The following is a 17358-nucleotide window of genomic DNA, read 5'->3' as shown; positions in this document are numbered from 1 at the left end:
TGCCCCGGCCGGGACAGCCCGCGCGGGCCTCGCTTCGGGTGCCGCGCGGAACGGTGTCGGGGTGGCGCCTGTTGTGGGCTTGTGGCGCGGGATGGGTGCGCGGTTCTTCGACAAGGGGGGTGACGTATGAGTGGCGGACTGCTGGTCGCCGGGACCACCTCGGACGCCGGGAAGAGTGTCGTCACGGCGGGGATCTGCCGGTGGCTGGTGCGGCAGGGGGTGAAGGTCGCGCCGTTCAAGGCGCAGAACATGTCGCTGAACTCCTTCGTGACGCGGGAGGGGGCGGAGATCGGGCGGGCGCAGGCCATGCAGGCGCAGGCGTGCCGGATCGAGCCGTCGGCGCTGATGAACCCCGTGCTGCTGAAGCCCGGCGGGGAGCGGAGCAGTCAGGTCGTGCTGATGGGGAAGCCCGTCGGCGAGATGGACGCGCGCCGGTATCACGGGGGGCGGCAGGAGCAGTTGCTCGGGACCGTGCTGGAGTGCCTGGCCGAGCTGCGGGCCACGCATGACGCCGTCATCTGCGAGGGTGCGGGGTCGCCGGCGGAGATCAACCTGCGGCGGACCGACATCGTCAACATGGGCATCGCCCGCAACGCGGGGCTGCCGGTGCTGGTGGTGGGCGACATCGACCGGGGTGGGGTCTTCGCCTCGTTCTTCGGGACGGTCGCGCTGCTGGCGCCGGAGGACCAGGCGCTGGTCGCGGGGTTCCTGGTGAACAAGTTCCGGGGCGATGTGTCGCTGCTGGAACCGGGGTTGGAGATGCTGCGCGGGCTGACCGGACGGTCGTCGTACGGGGTGCTGCCGTTCCGCGCGGGCCTCGGGATCGACGAGGAGGACGGCATGGCGGTGTCCCTGCGGGGCGCCGTCCGCGAGTCGTCGCTCGCGCCGCCGGTCGGCGAGGACGTGCTGCGGGTCGCCGTCTGCGCGGTGCCGCTGATGTCGAACTTCACGGACGTCGACGCGCTCGCCGCCGAACCCGGCGTCGTCGTGCGGTTCGTGGACCGGCCGGAAGAACTCGCCGACGCGGACCTGGTCGTCGTCCCCGGAACGCGCGGGACGGTGAAGGCACTTGAGTGGCTGCGGGAGCGGGGGCTGGCGACCGAGCTGGCGCGCCGGGCCGCCGCGGGGCGGCCGGTGCTGGGGATCTGCGGCGGTTTCCAGCTGCTCGGCGAGCGGATCGAGGACGACGTCGAGTCGCGCGCCGGAGTCGTCGACGGGCTCGGACTGCTGCCCGTGCGGGTGCGGTTCGCCCGCGAGAAGACCCTGACCCGGCCGGTGGGCGAGGCCCTGGGCGAGCGGGTCGAGGGGTACGAGATCCACCACGGGGTCGCCTCCGTCGACGGTGGTGAACCCTTCCTGGACGGCTGCCGGGTCGGCGCCGTCTGGGGTACGCACTGGCACGGTTCGCTGGAGTCGGACGGCTTCCGGCGGGCCTTTCTGCGGGAGGTGGCGGCCACCGCGGGCCGCCGCTTCGTGCCCGCCGCCGACACCTCCTTCGCCGACCTGCGCGAGCGACAGCTCGATCTGCTCGGCGACCTGATCGAACAGCACGCGGACACCGACGCGCTCTGGCGGCTCATCGAGTCCGGAGCACCGCAAGGACTGCCCTTCATCCCCCCAGGAGCGCCCGCATGAGCACAGTGTTGTTGTTGTCGACCGCCGACACGGACCTGCTGGCGGCCCGCGCCTGCGGCGCCCCGTACCGGATCGGTAACCCGACACGCGTGGACGTTGCCGAGGAGCTGCCGGCGCTGATCGAGGGCGCCGACATCGCCGTCGTCCGCCTCCTCGGCGGCAAGCGGGCGTGGGAGGACGGGCTCGCGGCGCTCAAGTCGGCGGGGATTCCCACCGTGTTGCTGGGCGGCGAGGCCGTGCCGGACGCGGAGCTGATGGCCGAGTCGTCGGTGCCCGCCGGGGTCGTGGCGGAGGCGCTGCGCTACCTCGTCGAGGGCGGGCCCGCGAACCTCGTCGAGCTGGCCCGGTTCCTGTCCGACACCGTGCTGCTGACCGGTGAGGGCTTCGAAGAGCCGCAGAAGATGCCGGAGTTCGGGGTTCACGGGTCCTACGAGGTGCGGGAGGGCCGGCCGACCGTCGGCGTGCTCTTCTACCGGGCCCACGAGCTGAGCGGCAACACCGGCTTCGTCGACACGCTGTGCGACGCGATCGAGGCGCGCGGCGCCAACGCCCTTCCCGTGTACTGCGGTTCGCTGCGCGGCGCGGACGCCGGGCTCTACGAACTCCTGGGCGGGGCCGACGCGTTGGTGGCGACGGTCCTCGCGGCGGGCGGCACGCACGCCTCGGAGGCGTCGGCCGGCGGCGACGAGGAGGCGTGGGACATCGGCGCGCTCGCCGACCTCGACGTCCCTGTGCTGCAAGGGCTTTGCCTGACGTCGTCGCGGGAGACGTGGGACGCCAGCGACGCCGCGCTCTCCCCCATGGACGCGGCGATGCAGGTCGCGATCCCCGAGTTCGACGGGCGGCTCATCACCGTCCCGTTCTCCTTCAAGGAGCAGGGCCCGGACGACGTCCCCGTGTACGTCGCCGACCCCGAGCGGGCCGGGCGGGTCGCCGGAATCGCCGTCAGGCACGCGCGGTTGAGGCACAAGCCGAACGCGGAGAAGCGCGTCGCGCTGGTGTTCACCGCCTACCCGACGAAGCACTCCCGGGTCGGCAACGCGGTCGGCCTGGACACGCCCGCGTCGGCGGTGCGGGTGCTGGACGCGCTGCGGGACGCCGGGTACGGGGTGAGCGGATACCCGTCCGAGGGCGACGAGTTGATCCACCGGCTCATCGAGGCGGGCGGGCACGACGTCGAGTGGCTGACCGAGGAGCAGTTGGCGTCGGCGCCCGCGCGGGTGCCGCTGGCCGACTACCAGGCGTGGTTCGACAAGCTGGACCCGGAGTTGCGGGACGCGATGACCGAGGCGTGGGGCGAGCCGCCGGGGTCGCTGTACGTCGACGGGGACGACATCGTTCTCGCCTCCCTCCAGTTCGGGAACGTCGTCGTGATGATCCAGCCGCCGCGCGGGTTCGGGGAGAACCCCATCGCGATCTACCACGACCCGGACATGCCGCCATCGCACCACTACATGGCCGCGTACCGCTGGCTGGACAACTCGTTCGGCGCCGACGCGATCGTCCACATGGGCAAGCACGGCACGATGGAGTGGCTGCCGGGCAAGGGCCTTGGTCTGAGCGGGGGTTGTGCGCCGGACGCCGTGCTGGGTGAACTGCCGCTGATCTACCCGTTCATCGTCAACGACCCCGGCGAGGGGACGCAGGCGAAGCGGCGCGGGCACGCGACCGTGGTGGACCACCTGGTGCCGCCGATGGCGCGCGCGGACACCTACGGGGACCTCGCGAAGCTGGAGCAACTGCTCGACGAGTACGCGCTCGTGAGCGATCTCGACCCGGTGAAGGCACCGGCCGTGCGGGCGCAGATCTGGACGCTCGTGAAGGCCGCCGAGCTGCACCACGACCTGCATGTGGACGAGCAGCCGGACGACGACGACTTCGACGAGTTCGTCATGCATATCGACGGCTACCTCTGCGAGATCAAGGACGTGCAGATCCGCGACGGGCTGCACATCCTCGGCGGCGGGCCGGTCGACGAGGCCCGTGTGAACCTCGTCCTCGCCGTGCTGCGGGCCTCGCAGGTGTGGGGCGGTCAAGCGAACGCGCTGCCGGGGCTGCGGTCCGCCTTCGCGGCCCATTTCGGGCTGGTGGAGAAGGAGTTGCTGGCCGAGCCGGGGGCCGCGGTGAAGGTGCCGGTCGAGCTGAGCGAGCTGGTGGAGGGGCCGGCGCGGACCGCCGCCGACGCGATCGACCTGCTGGAGCAGCTGTGCCGACGGGTCGCCGTCGGGATGGAGGAGCGGGGCTGGTCCGTGGCGGGCGTGCCCGCTCTGGTGCGTGAGGTGATCGGTACCGAACTGCCGGACGCCGTGGCCGTGTTGACGTTCGCCTGCGAGGAGGTCGTGCCCCGGCTCGCCCGGACGACGGACGAGATCGGGCACATCCTGCGGGCGCTGGACGGGGGTTACGTGCCCGCCGGGCCCTCCGGGTCGCCGACGCGCGGTCTCGTCAACGTCCTGCCGACCGGCCGGAACTTCTACTCCGTCGACCCCAAGGCCATTCCCTCGCGGCTGAGTTGGGAGGTCGGGCAAGCGCTCGCGGACTCGCTCGTGCAGCGGTACCTCGCGGACACCGGGGAGTACCCGAAGTCCGTGGGGCTGACGGTGTGGGGGACGTCCGCGATGCGGACCCAGGGCGACGACATCGCCGAGATCCTCGCGCTGCTGGGGTGCCGGCCGGTGTGGGACGACGCGTCGCGCCGCGTGACCGGGTTCGAGGTCGTCTCGCTGGAGGAGCTGGGGCGGCCCCGCATCGACGTCACCGTCCGCATCTCCGGCTTCTTCCGGGACGCGTTCCCGCACGTCGTGGGGCTCCTCGACGACGCGGTGCGTGCCGTGGCCGAGCTGGACGAGCCCGCCTCGGGGAACTTCGTGCGCGCGCACGTCGACGAGGACACGGCCGAGCACGGCGACCGACGCCGGGCCACCGCCCGTATCTTCGGTTCCAAGCCGGGGGCTTACGGCGCCGGGTTGCTGCCGCTGATCGACGCCCGCAACTGGCGCTCGGACGCGGATCTCGCCGAGGTGTACGCGGTGTGGGGCGGTTACGCGTACGGGCGGGGGCTGGACGGGCGCGCGGCTCGGGGGGACATGGAGACGGCGTTCAAGCGGATCGCGGTCGCGGCGAAGAACGTGGATACGCGAGAGCACGACCTCGTCGACGCCGACGACTACTTCCAGTACCACGGCGGCATGGTCGCCATGGTCCGCCACCTCACCGGGGCCAACCCCGAGGCGTACGTGGGGGATTCGGCGACGCCGGACCAGGTGAAGACGCGCACGCTCGGCGAGGAGACGCACCGCGTGTTCCGGGCCCGGGTGGTCAACCCGCGCTGGATGGCGGCGATGCGGCGGCACGGGTACAAGGGTGCTTTCGAGATGGCCGCGACCGTGGACTACCTGTTCGGGTACGACGCGACGGCGGGCGTGGTCGACGACTGGATGTACGAGAAGCTGTCGGCCGAGTACGTCTTCGACCCGGAGAACCGGGACTTCATGAAGAAGTCCAACCCGTGGGCGCTGCGCGGGATCACCGAGCGGCTGCTTGAGGCGGCCGACCGTGGGCTGTGGGCGGAGCCCGACGCGGACACGCTGGAGCGGCTGCGTGCCACGTATCTGGAGCTGGAAGGCGACTTGGAGGGCGACCAGTGAGTACTCCGTTTCCGTTCACGGCAGTTGTGGGGCAGGACGATCTGCGGCTCGCGTTGTTGTTGAACGCGGTGTCGCCCGCTGTGGGCGGTGTGCTCGTGCGCGGCGAGAAGGGGACCGCGAAGAGCACTGCCGTGCGGGCGCTTTCGGCGTTGTTGCCGGAGGTGTCGGTGGTCGCGGGGTGTCGGTTCTCCTGTGATCCGGCCTCTCCTGATCCGGCTTGCCCTGATGGGCCGCATGAGGTCGGCGGGGGTGCTCAACGGGCCGCTCGGATGGTTGAGTTGCCTGTCGGGGCGTCCGAGGATCGGCTTGTGGGGGCGCTGGATATCGAGCGGGCGCTCGCCGAGGGGGTGAAGGCTTTCGAGCCTGGGCTGCTGGCCGATGCGCATCGCGGGATTCTGTACGTCGACGAGGTCAACCTGCTGCATGACCATCTTGTCGACCTGCTGCTCGATGCCGCTGCCATGGGGGCGTCGTACGTCGAGCGTGAGGGTGTGTCCGTGCGGCATGCCGCTCGGTTCCTGCTCGTGGGGACGATGAATCCCGAAGAGGGGGAACTGCGGCCGCAGTTGCTCGACCGGTTCGGGCTGACCGTCGAGGTCGCCGCTTCCCGGGAGCCCGATCAGCGCGTCGAGGTCGTGCGGCGTCGGCTTGCCTACGACGACAATCCGGCGGAGTTCGCGGCGCGTTGGGCCGACGAGGAGCGTGCCGTGCGGCAACGGATCGTCGCGGCCCGGGAGTTGTTGCCGTCGGTGCGGCTGGGCGACGGGGCGTTGCGGCAGATCGCGGCGACCTGTGCGGCGTTCGAGGTCGACGGGATGCGGGCGGACATCGTGATGGCCAGGACCGCTACCGCGTTGGCCGCTTGGGCGGGGCGGACCGAGGTGTTGGCCGAGGATGTGCGGCAGGCGGCGCTGTTGGCGTTGCCTCATCGTCGTCGGCGTAATCCGTTTGACGCGCCGGGACTTGATGAGGACAAGCTCGACGAGACGTTGGAGGAGTTTTCCGGGGAGTCGCCCGAGGACGATCCGGATCCGGACGGGCCCGGTGGGGGTGGTGGGCAGCCGGCGCCCGAGGGTGGGCAGGGGGATGGTGGTGGTGCCGCTGCTCAGCCTGAGGCCGGGGAGGGTGGGGAGCCTGTCGGGGGTGGTGGCGAGCAGTCGGCCGTGCGGGCTGCCGAGCCGTTCCGGGCGAAGGTGTTGAGTGTGCCGGGAGTCGGCGAGGGGGCTGCCGGGCGGCGGTCCCGGGCGCGGACCGAGCAGGGGCGGACGACCGGGGCGCGGCGTCCTCAAGGGGCGTTGACCAAGCTGCACTTGGCGGCGACCGTGCAGGCCGCCGCGCCGCATCAGCGGGCTCGGGGGCGGGTCGGGCGTGGGCTCGTGGTGCGGCGGGACGATCTGCGGCAGGCGGTGACGGAGGGGCGTGAGTCCAACCTCGTGCTGTTCGTCGTCGACGCGTCGGGGTCGATGGCGGCCCGGCAGCGGATGAGCGCGGTGAAGGGGGCGGTGTTGTCGTTGCTGCTGGACGCGTATCAGCGGCGGGACAAGGTGGGGCTGGTGACGTTCCGGGGGGCGTCGGCGGAGGTCGCGCTGCCTCCCACGTCGTCGGTGGATGCCGCCGCCGCCCGGCTGGAGTCGCTGCCGACCGGGGGGCGTACGCCGCTGGCCGCCGGGCTGCTCAAGGCGCATGACGTGCTGCGGGTGGAGCGGATGCGGGATCCGGCGCGGCGGGCGCTGGTCGTCGTGGTGACGGACGGGCGGGCGACCGGGGGGCCCGAGCCGGTGGTGCTCGCCGGGCGGGCCGCTCGGCTGTTCGCCGCCGAGGGGGTGGCGTCCGTGGTGGTCGACTGCGAGTCGGGTCCTGTGCGGCTCGGGCTCGCGGGGCGGCTCGCGGGGGAGTTGGGCGGGACCGCCGTCACGCTCGACGAATTGCGGGCGGAGTCAATTGCCGGGCTGGTCAAGGACGTTCAGAGGAGGGCCGCGTAATGCCTCAGGGGCAGCCGAGTGTGGTGCCGGACGACGGTTTGACGACCCGTCAGCGGAGGAATCGGCCACTGGTCGTCGTCCATACGGGAATCGGCAAGGGGAAGTCGACCGCCGCTTTCGGGCTCGCGTTGCGGGCCTGGAATCAGGGGTGGCCCATCGGGGTGTTCCAGTTCGTCAAGTCGGCGAAGTGGAAGGTCGGGGAGGAGAACGCGCTTCGGGTGCTGGGGGCTTCCGGGGAGGGGGGCTCGGTCGACTGGCACAAGATGGGTGAGGGGTGGTCCTGGGTGCAGCGGGATGCCCAGATGGACAACGAGGAGAAGGCGCGGGAGGGGTGGGAGCAGGTCAAGCGGGATCTCGCCGCCGAGACGTACAAGCTTTACGTGCTGGACGAGTTCGCCTATCCGATGCACTGGGGGTGGATCGACACCGATGAGGTCGTCTCCGTGCTGCGGGATCGGCCCGGGACCCAGCATGTCGTTATCACCGGGCGTAACGCGCCGGAGAAGCTGGTGGAACTCGCCGATCTCGTCACCGACATGTCCAAGGTCAAGCATCCGATGGACGCGGGGCAGAAGGGGCAGCGGGGGATCGAGTGGTGAGGTCCGTTCCTCGGCTGGTCATCGCCGCGCCGTCCTCCGGGAGCGGGAAGACCACGGTTGCCACGGGGTTGATGGCCGCGTTCGCCGCGCGGGGGCTTGTCGTGTCCGCGCACAAGGTGGGGCCGGACTACATCGATCCCGGGTATCACTCGCTCGCCACCGGGCGGGTGGGGCGGAATCTCGACGCGTATCTGTGTGGGCCGGAGTTGGTGGCTCCGCTGTTCCTCCACGGGGCCCGGGGGGCGGACGTCGCCGTCGTCGAGGGCGTCATGGGGATGTTCGACGGGGCCGGTGGGGAAGGGGAGTTGGCGTCCACGGCGCAGGTCGCGAAGTTGTTGCGGGCGCCGGTCGTGCTGGTCGTCGACGCGTCTTCGCAGTCGCGGTCCGTGGCCGCGCTCGTGCATGGGTTCGTCTCCTGGGATCCCGAGGTTCGGGTGGGGGGTGTGATTCTCAACAAGGTCGCCTCCGACCGGCACGAGGAGTTGTTGCGGGAGGCGCTGGAGTCCGCCGGGGTGCCGGTGCTGGGGGTGTTGCGGCGGGTGGGGCAGGTGGACGTGCCGTCCCGGCATCTGGGGTTGGTGCCGGTCGCCGAGCGGCGGGGGGCGGCGGTGGAGGCGGTGGCGGCGATGGCGGCGCAGGTGGAGGCGGGGTGTGATCTGGAGGCGTTGATGGGGTTGGCGCGGGCTGCCGGGGACGTGGGGGGTGACGGGTGGGATGCGGGTGCGGCCCTGAGGGTTTCGCCCCCGCCGCCCCTTCCCAATCCCGACCCTGGGGGCTGCCGCCCCCAGACCCCCGCTTCGGCCCTGGACGGGCCTCGTCCTCAAGCGCCGGACGGGCTGGATTTGGTCGGGCAGGGTGCGAAAGAGGGCCTTCTGTCGAAAACCCCGGGCGCGCGGCCCGTTGTCGCTGTTGCCGGTGGGGCCGCGTTCACCTTTTCCTATGCCGAGCATGCTGAATTGCTTGCCGCTGCTGGGGCGGAGGTCGTGACGTTTGATCCGTTGCGGGATGAGGGGTTGCCGGAGGGGACTGCTGGGTTGGTTGTCGGGGGTGGGTTTCCGGAGGTTTATGGGGCGGAGTTGTCCGCCAATGAGGGGCTGCGGAAGGATGTCGTGGCGTTGGTGGAGGCGGGGGCGCCTGTCGCGGCCGAGTGTGCGGGGTTGCTTTATCTGTGCCGGGAATTGGACGGGGTTCCGATGTGTGGGGTGATCGACGCGTCGGCGCGGATGTCGGAGCGGTTGACGCTGGGGTACCGGGATGCCGTCGCCGTCAGTGAGAGTGTGCTGGCCGGGGTCGGGACGCGGATGCGGGGGCACGAGTTTCACCGGACGGTGGTGGAGCCGGGGGCCGGGGAGGCGCCCGCGTGGGGGGTTCGGGGGGCTCGGGGTCGTGTGGAGGGGTTCGTGACACGTAATGTGCACGCGAGTTATTTGCATACGCATTGGGCGAGCGAGCCCGGTGTGGCCCGTCGGTTCGTGGAGAGGTGCCGGACGTCATGAGCAGCAGGTTGATCGGGGTCGGGGTGGGGCCCGGGGACCCGGAGTTGGTGACCGTCAAGGGCGTGGGCGCGCTGCGGGCCGCGGACGTCGTCGTCGTGCCGGTGATGGACACGGGTGAGCGGGGGCGCGCCGAGGCTACGGTGCTGCACTACGTCTCGGCCGAGAAGGTCGTCCGCGTGGTGTTCGCGTTGAACGAGCGCAGTGACCGGGGGCGGCGGGAGGCGGCGTGGGACGCGGCCGGGGAGCGGGTGGCGGCGTTGTTGCGTGCGCACGCGTGCGTTGCGTTCGCGACCATCGGGGATCCCAACGTGTACTCGACGTTCACGTATCTCGCGCAGACGGTGTCCGAGCTGGTGCCGGGGACGGTCGTCGAGACGGTGCCGGGGATCACCGCGATGCAGGATCTCGCGGCGCGGTCGGGGGCCGTGCTGACCGAGGGGACCGAGCCGCTGACACTGGTGCCGGTGACCGCGGGGTCGGCCGTCCTCAAGGAGGCGCTGGCGGGTCCTGGGACGGTCGTCGCGTACAAGTTCGGGCGGCAGGCCGGGGAGGTCGTCGAGGCGCTGCGGGAGTCCGGGCGGGTCGAGGGGGCCGTCTGGGGGGCGTCGCTGGGGCTTGAGGGGGAGACCGTGCGGGGCGCGTCCGAGCTGGACGGGTCGCCGTTGCCGTATCTGTCGACGCTGATCTCGCCTGCGCGGCGGGACAGTGGGCGGGGCGGGAAGTTGTGAGACGGATGGGTGAGGTGGGGGCGCGGGCCCGCGTTCCGGCGTCCGCCTGTGGTGCTTTTGGGGCGGTTTCAGCCCGCCAGGCCCACCACCAGCCAGATGAACGCCGCGCCCGCGATCGTGCACAGGACGGTCGAGCGGGCGGGGTGGTCGTGGTGGGCCTCGGGCAGGATCTCGGCGGCGGCGAGGTAGAGGAGGGCGCCGCCGAAGAAGCCGAGATAGCCGCCGAGGTAGTGCTCGGGGATGGTGACGAAGGTCGTGGAGAGCGCGCCGAGCACGGGGGCCGCGGCGTCCGCGAAGAGCATCGCGAGGGCTTTGCGGCGGGCGTTCCCGTAGACGCTGGTGATCGTGTACGTGTTGAAGCCGTCGGCGAAGTCGTGGGCGATGACGGCGAGCGCGACGGCCGCCCCCATGCCGCCGTCGACCTGGAACGCGGCGCCGATGGCGACGCCGTCCATGACGCTGTGACCGACCATCGCGGCGGCGGCTGTGAGGCCGACCTCGGGGGTGCGGCCGTCATGCTCCTCGGCGCCGTGCGCGGCCTGGCGGGCGGCCAGGAGGCGTTCCACCAGATGGGCCAGCAGGAAGCCGGCGACGAAGAGCAGGAGGGCGGCGGGGACGCCGTGCACCTCCGTGCCCGCGGCGTCGAGCGCTTCGGGCAGCAGGTCGAGGCCGACGACGCCCAGCATCAGGCCGCCCGCCAGGCCCAGCACCAGGTGGCGCCGGTCGGTCACGCGCTGTGCCGTCCAGCCGCCGGCCAGCGTCATCAGGAACGCGCCGAGCGCGACGAAGACCGCCATGAGGACTTCGTATCCGATCACCCCTTGTTCGCGCATGTCCGCAGGCCAGGGGTTCGGGCGTGCGCCGGTGTGCCGGCAGCGCCCTGAACCCCCGCTCGGCATCCCCGCTCTGTCCCCGCTCTGCAACCGTTCTGAAAGGACTCCCCCCATGGCCGATGCCCCCACCGGCAAGGTGACGTTCGTCGGTGCCGGCCCCGGCGCCGCCGATCTGCTGACGCTGCGCGCCGCGCGGCGCATCGCCGAGGCGGACGTGGTGATCTGGGCGGCGAGCCTGGTCCAGGCCGACGTCCTGGACCACGCGCGCGAGGGCGCCGAGATCCTGGACTCGGCGACGATGTCGCTGGAGGACGTCGTCGCGGTGTACGAGCGGGCGCTGCGGGACGGTCTGAAGGTGGCCCGGATCCACTCGGGTGACCCGGCGCTGTGGGGCGGGACGCAGGAGCAGCTGGACCGGTGCGCGCAGCTCGGCATCGAGACGGAGATCGTGCCCGGTGTGTCGTCGTTCTCGGCGGTCGCGGCGATCGCGGGCCGTGAGCTGACGATCCCGGAGGTCGCGCAGTCCGTGGTGCTGACCCGGCTGGGCGGCGGGAAGACGCCGATGCCGCCCGGCGAGGAGGTGCGGGAGTTCGCGCGGCACGGCACGACGATGGCGGTGTTCCTGTCGGCGGCGCGCAGCGGGCAGCTCGTGCGGGAGCTGCTGGAGGGCGGCTATCCGACGTCGACGCCGGTCGTGGTCGCCTACCAGGCCACCTGGCCCGAGGAGTTGGTGGTGCGGTGCACGATCGAGACGCTGGAGGAGACCGTCAAGGAGCACAAGCTGTGGAAGCACACGCTGTTCCTGGTGGGCCCCGCGCTCGGCGCCAGCGGCACCCGCTCGCACCTCTACCACCCGGGTCACTTCCACGGGTTCCGCAAGGCCGACCCCGAGGCCCGCAAGGCGCTGCGGCGTGAACGGGGTGCGAGTACGTGATCACCGTCGTCGGTACGGGGACCGGGGCACCGGTTCCCCAGGAGGTGCTGGACGGCGCGGAGTTGGTCGTCGGGGGGCGGCGGCACCTGGCGGCGGTCGAGCTGCCCGAGGGGGCGGCGGCTGTCGTGCTCGGGGCGCTCGCGCCCGCGTTCGACACGGTCGAGGAGTACGTCCGTGCGGGGCGGCGCGTCGTGGTGCTCGCCTCCGGTGATCCGGGGTTCTTCGGAGTCGTGCGGGCGCTGGCCGAGCGGTTCGGGCCCGGTGCGCTGGATGTGCGGCCCGGGGTGTCGTCGGTGGCAACGGCCTTCGCACGGCTGGGCGTTGCGTGGGACGACGCGGTCGTGGTGAGCGCGCACGGGCGGGCGCCTCGGGTCGCGGTGAACGTGTGCCGGGCGTTTCCCAAGGTGGCCGTGTTGACGGGGCCCGGGGGCGGGCCCGCCGAGCTGGGGGCCGGACTGCTCGGGTACGAGCGGGAGTTGGTCGTCGGGGTGGCGCTGGGGGATCCGGTGCTCGAGCGGGTCGAGCGGGTGACGCCCGAGGAGGCGGCGGCGCGGGACTGGGGGACGGCGGTGAGTGTCGTGCTGTGTCTCGACGCGCGGCGAACTCCCGGCGGGATGCGGACGGTTGCCGGGGGGCTGGGGTCTCCCGCGCGCTGGGCGCTCGACGAGGGGGACTTCGCGCACCGGGACTCGATGATCACCAAGTTCGAGGTGCGGGCCCTCGCGCTGGCCCGACTCGGGCCCCGGGCCGGTGAGTCGGTGTGGGACGTGGGGTCCGGGTCGGGGTCCGTGGCCGTGGAGTGCGCGCGGTTCGGGGCCGCCGTGTCGGCCGTCGAGAAGGCGGCGGACGGGGTGGCGCGGGTGCGGGCGAACGCCGCCGCACACGGGGTCGACGTCCATGTGGTGCACGGCGAGGCACCGGGAGCGCTCGGTCAACTCGACGATCCTGACGCCGTGTTCGTGGGCGGTGGGGGCGCGGAGCTGCCCGCCATCGTCGCCGAGTGCGCGCGGCGGGCGCGGCGGAGTGTCGTCGTCGCCCTGGCGGCGCTGGACCGGGTGCCGGCCGTGCGGGCGGCGCTCACCGGGGCCGGGTTCGGCTGTGACGGGGTGCTGTTGCAGTCGTCGCGGCTCGCGCCGCTGCCGGGGGATGTGACGCGGCTCGCGGCCACCAATCCCGTTTTTCTGCTGTGGGGCGTGCGAACGTCCTTTTCTGACGAAGGAGTTGCTCAGTGATCGGCCTCATTTCCGCCACCTCGGCGGGGGCTGCGGCGCGGGACCGGCTGGCCGCGGCCTGGCCGGACCGTACGCGGGTGTACGACGGGCCCGTGGCAGACACCCTGCGGGCCGCGTTCGGGGAGTGCGCGCAGGTGGTGTGTTTCCTGGCGACCGGGGCGACGGTGCGGATCCTCGCGCCGCTGCTGTCGGACAAGGGGGCGGATCCTGGGGTCGTGTGTGTCGACGAGGGCGGCCGGTTCGCCGTGTCGCTCGTCGGGGGGCACGGCGGTGGGGCCAACGAACTCGCCGTCGAGGTCGCGGAGTTGCTGGGTGCGCAGGCTGTGGTGACGACGGCGACGGACGCCGTCGGGGTGGCCGGGCTCGACACACTGGGGCTGCCGGTCGAGGGGGACGTGGCCGGGGTGACGCGGGCGCTGCTCGACGGGGAGCCGGTGGTGCTGGAGGCGGAGGTCGGCTGGCCGTTGCCCGCTCTGCCGTTCACGGCCGCCGAACAGGGCGCGTACCGGGTGCGGTTGACGGACCGCGCGGTCGAACCGGCGTCCGGTGAGGTGCTGTTGCGTCCGCCGTCCCTCGTCGTGGGGGTGGGCGCGTCCAAGGGGGCGCCCGTCGGTGAGGTGCTGGACGTGATCGAGGGGGCGCTCGCTGAGGCGGGGCTCTCGGCGCGCAGTGTGGCGGGGCTCGCCACGGTGGACGCCAAGTCGGAGGAGCCGGGGATCCTGGAGGCCGCCGCGCGGCTCGGGGTGCCCGTCGTCACGTACTCCGCCGGGGAGTTGGCGGGCGTCGAGGTGCCGAACCCGTCGGACGCGCCGCTCGCCGCCGTGGGCACGCCGTCGGTCGCGGAGGCCGCCGCGCTGGTCGGCGGGGGTGAACTCCTCGTGCCCAAGCGGAAGTCGGGCGGTTCGCCCGCGATGGCGACCTGTGCCGTGGTGCGGCGTCCCTCGCGCGGGCGGCTCGCCGTCGTCGGGCTCGGGCCCGGGGCGCGGGATCTGCTGACGCCCCGGGCGCGCGAGGAGCTGCGACGGGCGGCCGTCGTCGTCGGGCTCGATCAGTACGTCGACCAGATCCGGGACCTGCTGCGGCCGGGGACACTGGTGCTGGAGTCCGGGCTCGGCGCGGAGGAGGAGCGGGCGCGGACGGCTGTCGCCGAGGCGCGCAAGGGGCTGGCCGTCGCGCTGATCGGGAGCGGGGACGCCGGGGTGTACGCGATGGCGTCGCCCGCGCTGGCCGAGGCGTCGGACGACATCGACGTCGTCGGGGTGCCCGGGGTGACGGCCGCGCTGGCGGCCGGGGCGATCCTGGGGGCGCCGCTCGGGCACGACCACGTGTCGATCAGCCTCTCCGACCTGCACACGCCGTGGGAGGTCATCGAGCGGCGCGTACGGGCCGCCGCCGAGGCGGACTTGGTCGTCACGTTCTACAACCCCCGTTCGCGGGGCCGGGACTGGCAGTTGCCGAAGGCGCTGACGCTGCTGTCCGAGCACCGTTCTCCGACGACCCCCGTGGGTGTGGTGCGCAACGCGTCGCGCGTGGACGAGTCGAGCCGGGTGACCACCCTGGGTGAACTCGACCCGGCGACGGTCGACATGATGACCGTCGTGACCGTGGGCAACACGGCCACCAGGATCATCGCGGGGCGCATGGTGACGCCGCGCGGCTACCGCTGGCAGGAGGAGGCGAAGTGAACCGTGTGGTCCACCCCATCGAGCAGGAGTCCTTCCGCCGGCTGCGTGCCCGGCTGGACACCTCGCACTTCCCGCCGCTGACGCGGGCGGTGGTGGAGCGGGTCATCCACTCCGCCGCCGATCTGGAGTACGCGGCCGATCTCGTCATGGACGAGGGCGAGTTGGCGGCGGCGCACACCGCGCTGCACGCCGGGGCGCCCGTCGTCGTCGACGTCGAGATGGTCGCGGCCGGCATCACCCGGCGGGAGACCGTCTGCCGGCTGAAGGACGCCGAGTCGGGTCCTGGGCTGACCCGTTCGGCCCACGCGGTCCGGCTGGCGTACGAGCAGGTCGGGCCGGGGGCGATCTGGGTGATCGGCTGCGCGCCGACCGCTCTGGAGGAGCTGCTGACGCTGGACGCCTCCCCCGCGCTCGTCATCGGGCTGCCCGTCGGTTTCGTCGGCGCGGCCGAGTCGAAGGCCGCGTTGCGCGAGAGCGGGCTGCCCGCCGTGTCCAACGTGTCCGAGAAGGGCGGGTCGGCGGTCGCCGCCGCCGCGCTCAACGCCCTGTTGTATCACCCGAGTTCCGCTTCCGAGGAGAATCAGTGACCACCCCGCCGCCCGCCCTGCTCATCGCCGGCCATGGCACCCGGGACGACGCCGGTGCCGAGGCGTTCCGCGACTTCGTACGGGAGTTGGGCCGCCGCAACCCCGAACTGCCCGTCGCGGGCGGCTTCATCGAGCTGTCCCCGCCGCCGCTCGGTGACGCCGTGACCGAACTCGTCGAACAGGGGGTGCGGCGGTTCGCCGCCGTGCCGCTGATGCTGGTGTCCGCCGGGCACGCCAAGGGCGACATCCCGGCCGCGCTGGCGCGGGAGAAGGAACGGCACCCCGGTATCTCGTACAGCTACGGGCGCCCGTTGGGGCCGCATCCGGCGCTGCTGTCGGTGCTGGAGCGGCGGTTGGAGGAGGCGCTGGGCGAGTCGTCCGTGCGTGTCCCCGAGGACCGGGCCGATGTGACGGTGCTGCTGGTCGGGCGTGGGTCGACCGATCCGGACGCCAACGCCGAGGTGCACAAGGCGGCCCGGCTGCTGTGGGAGGGGCGCGGGTACGCCGGGGTCGAGACGGCGTTCGTGTCGCTCGCGGCGCCGGACGTGCCGAGCGGGCTCGACCGGTGCGTGAAGCTGGGGGCGCGGCGGATCGTCGTCCTTCCCTACTTCCTGTTCACCGGGATCCTTCCGGACCGGGTGCGGCAGCAGACCGAGGGGTGGGCCGCCGCGCATCCCGAGGTGGAGGTGTTCTCGGCCGATGTCATCGGTCCCGAGCCGGAGTTGCTGGATCTGGTGATGGAGCGGTACGAGGAGGCCGTCAAGGGTGACCTGCGGATGAACTGCGACTCGTGCGTGTACCGGATCGCGCTGCCCGGGTTCGAGGACAAGGTGGGGGCGCCGCAGCAGCCGCACTTCCATCCCGATGACGACGGGCATCATCATCACCATCACCACGGGCACTCGCACTCCCATGCGCACTGAGGGGGTGCCCGGCGAGGGCCACGATCTGCGGCATCACGGTGACGCCGAGGTCCGTGACGACGGTGCGGATCTCGTCGACCTCGCGGTCAACGTCCGTACGGGCACGCCGCCTTCGTGGTTGCGGGGGGTCATCGCCGACTCCCTCGCCGGGCTCGCCGCCTACCCCGACGGCCGCGCCGCGCGCGCGGCCGTCGCCGGGCGGCATGGGCTGCCGGTGGAGCGGGTCCTGTTGACGGCGGGGGCGGCCGAGGCGTTCGTGCTGCTGGCGCGCGCCCTGAAGGTCCGTCAACCTGTCGTCGTCCACCCGCAGTTCACTGAGCCGGAGGCGGCTCTGCGGGATGCCGGGCACTCCGTGGGGCGGGTGCTGCTGCGGGGCGAGGACGGGTTCCGGCTGGATCCCTCCCTGGTTCCCGAGGACGCCGATCTGGTGGTCATCGGGAATCCGACGAATCCGACGTCGGTGCTGCATCCGGCGTCCGTCATCACCGAACTCGCCCGTCCCGGGCGGGTGTTGGTGGTCGACGAGGCGTTCATGGACGCCGTGCCCGGTGAGCGGGAGGCGTTGGCGGGGCGTGTCGACGTGCCGGGGCTGGTGGTGCTGCGGAGTCTCACGAAGACGTGGGGGCTCGCGGGGCTGCGGATCGGGTACGTGTTGGCTTCGCCCGATGTCGTACGGGAGTTGGAGCGGGCTCAGCCGTTGTGGCCAGTGTCTACGCCCGCGTTGGCGGCTGCGGAGGCGTGTGTGTCTGCGCGGGCGCTTCGGGAGGCGGAGGAGGCAGCATGCCGGGCCGCCGTGGATCGGGCTCATCTCGTTGCCGGGCTGCGGGAGTTGGGGGTACAGGTCGCGGGTCCGGCCGAGGGGCCTTTTGTGCTTGTCCGGCTGCCGGGGGCGGATGTGGTGCGGCGGCGGCTGCGGGAGGGGGGGTTCGCGGTGCGGAGGGGGGACACGTTTCCGGGGCTGGGTGGGGAGTGGTTGAGGCTGGCGGTGCGGGGCAGGGAGACGGTGGACGGTTTCTTGGCAGCCTTGGAGAAGGCGCTGCCTGGATAATCGCCGGGGAGCTGTGTTTTTTAAGGGGC

13 protein-coding genes are annotated in these 17358 nt (G+C 72.4%); 12 read left to right on the top strand and 1 reads right to left on the bottom strand.

The features are described from left to right. Window positions 1-126: 126 nt before the first annotated feature. The 6 genes from IAG44_RS31175 to cobI are packed head-to-tail and all read left to right on the top strand — an operon-like array spanning window position 127 to window position 10087. Complete coding sequence (locus IAG44_RS31175; RefSeq protein WP_187750414.1) at window positions 127-1635, top strand: cobyric acid synthase; 1509 nt, start codon at window positions 127-129, stop codon at window positions 1633-1635. Next, window positions 1632-5282, top strand: a complete 3651-nt coding sequence (cobN, locus tag IAG44_RS31170; protein WP_187750413.1) for a cobaltochelatase subunit CobN — start codon at window positions 1632-1634, stop codon at window positions 5280-5282. Before IAG44_RS31175 ends, cobN begins: the two co-directional genes overlap by 4 nt. Beyond that, entirely contained in the window at window positions 5279-7264 is a 1986-nt protein-coding gene (locus tag IAG44_RS31165; protein ID WP_187750412.1) for a putative cobaltochelatase, read from the top strand. Before cobN ends, IAG44_RS31165 begins: the two co-directional genes overlap by 4 nt. Then, window positions 7264-7863, top strand: coding sequence for a cob(I)yrinic acid a,c-diamide adenosyltransferase (gene cobO / locus IAG44_RS31160; protein WP_187750411.1), 600 nt, complete (start codon window positions 7264-7266; stop codon window positions 7861-7863). Before IAG44_RS31165 ends, cobO begins: the two co-directional genes overlap by 1 nt. Continuing rightward, the gene (locus IAG44_RS31155; protein ID WP_187750410.1) at window positions 7857-9359 is read left to right on the top strand and encodes a cobyrinic acid a,c-diamide synthase CobB; all 1503 of its coding nucleotides are present in this window, start codon (window positions 7857-7859) and stop codon (window positions 9357-9359) included. Before cobO ends, IAG44_RS31155 begins: the two co-directional genes overlap by 7 nt. Next, a complete protein-coding gene (gene cobI, locus IAG44_RS31150; RefSeq protein WP_187750409.1) occupies window positions 9356-10087 on the top strand; it encodes a precorrin-2 C(20)-methyltransferase in 732 nt (243 codons plus the stop codon). Before IAG44_RS31155 ends, cobI begins: the two co-directional genes overlap by 4 nt. A gap of 68 nt (window positions 10088-10155) precedes the next feature. On the opposite strand, the gene IAG44_RS31145 is transcribed toward cobI, so the two are convergent. Next, window positions 10156-10884: a ZIP family metal transporter gene (locus IAG44_RS31145; protein WP_187750408.1), complete on the bottom strand. Its 729-nt coding sequence runs from the start codon at window positions 10882-10884 to the stop codon at window positions 10156-10158. 148 nt (window positions 10885-11032) lie between these two features. Here IAG44_RS31145 and cobM point away from each other — a divergent pair, with 148 nt between their 5' ends. The 6 genes from cobM to cobC are packed head-to-tail and all read left to right on the top strand — an operon-like array spanning window position 11033 to window position 17329. Beyond that, window positions 11033-11854, top strand: a complete 822-nt coding sequence (cobM, locus tag IAG44_RS31140) for a precorrin-4 C(11)-methyltransferase (protein ID WP_187750407.1) — start codon at window positions 11033-11035, stop codon at window positions 11852-11854. Continuing rightward, window positions 11851-13086, top strand: a complete 1236-nt coding sequence (gene cbiE / locus IAG44_RS31135) for a precorrin-6y C5,15-methyltransferase (decarboxylating) subunit CbiE (protein ID WP_187750406.1) — start codon at window positions 11851-11853, stop codon at window positions 13084-13086. Before cobM ends, cbiE begins: the two co-directional genes overlap by 4 nt. Further along, on the top strand, window positions 13083-14771 hold the full coding sequence (gene cobJ / locus IAG44_RS31130; protein WP_187750405.1) for a precorrin-3B C(17)-methyltransferase: 1689 nt from the start codon (window positions 13083-13085) through the stop codon (window positions 14769-14771). The genes cbiE and cobJ overlap by 4 nt, the downstream gene beginning before the upstream one ends. Beyond that, window positions 14768-15358 (top strand): precorrin-8X methylmutase, encoded by a 591-nt coding sequence (locus IAG44_RS31125; RefSeq protein WP_187750404.1) that lies wholly within the window; start codon window positions 14768-14770, stop codon window positions 15356-15358. The genes cobJ and IAG44_RS31125 overlap by 4 nt, the downstream gene beginning before the upstream one ends. After that, on the top strand, window positions 15355-16281 hold the full coding sequence (locus tag IAG44_RS31120; protein WP_187750403.1) for a sirohydrochlorin chelatase: 927 nt from the start codon (window positions 15355-15357) through the stop codon (window positions 16279-16281). The genes IAG44_RS31125 and IAG44_RS31120 overlap by 4 nt, the downstream gene beginning before the upstream one ends. Next, on the top strand, window positions 16271-17329 hold the full coding sequence (gene cobC / locus IAG44_RS31115) for an Rv2231c family histidinol phosphate aminotransferase CobC (RefSeq protein ID WP_187750402.1): 1059 nt from the start codon (window positions 16271-16273) through the stop codon (window positions 17327-17329). The genes IAG44_RS31120 and cobC overlap by 11 nt, the downstream gene beginning before the upstream one ends. Window positions 17330-17358: the final 29 nt, after the last annotated feature.

The organism is Streptomyces roseirectus, from assembly GCF_014489635.1.
GTDB lineage: Bacteria > Actinomycetota > Actinomycetes > Streptomycetales > Streptomycetaceae > Streptomyces > Streptomyces roseirectus.
This window is presented reverse-complemented; position numbering and strand designations above follow the sequence as displayed.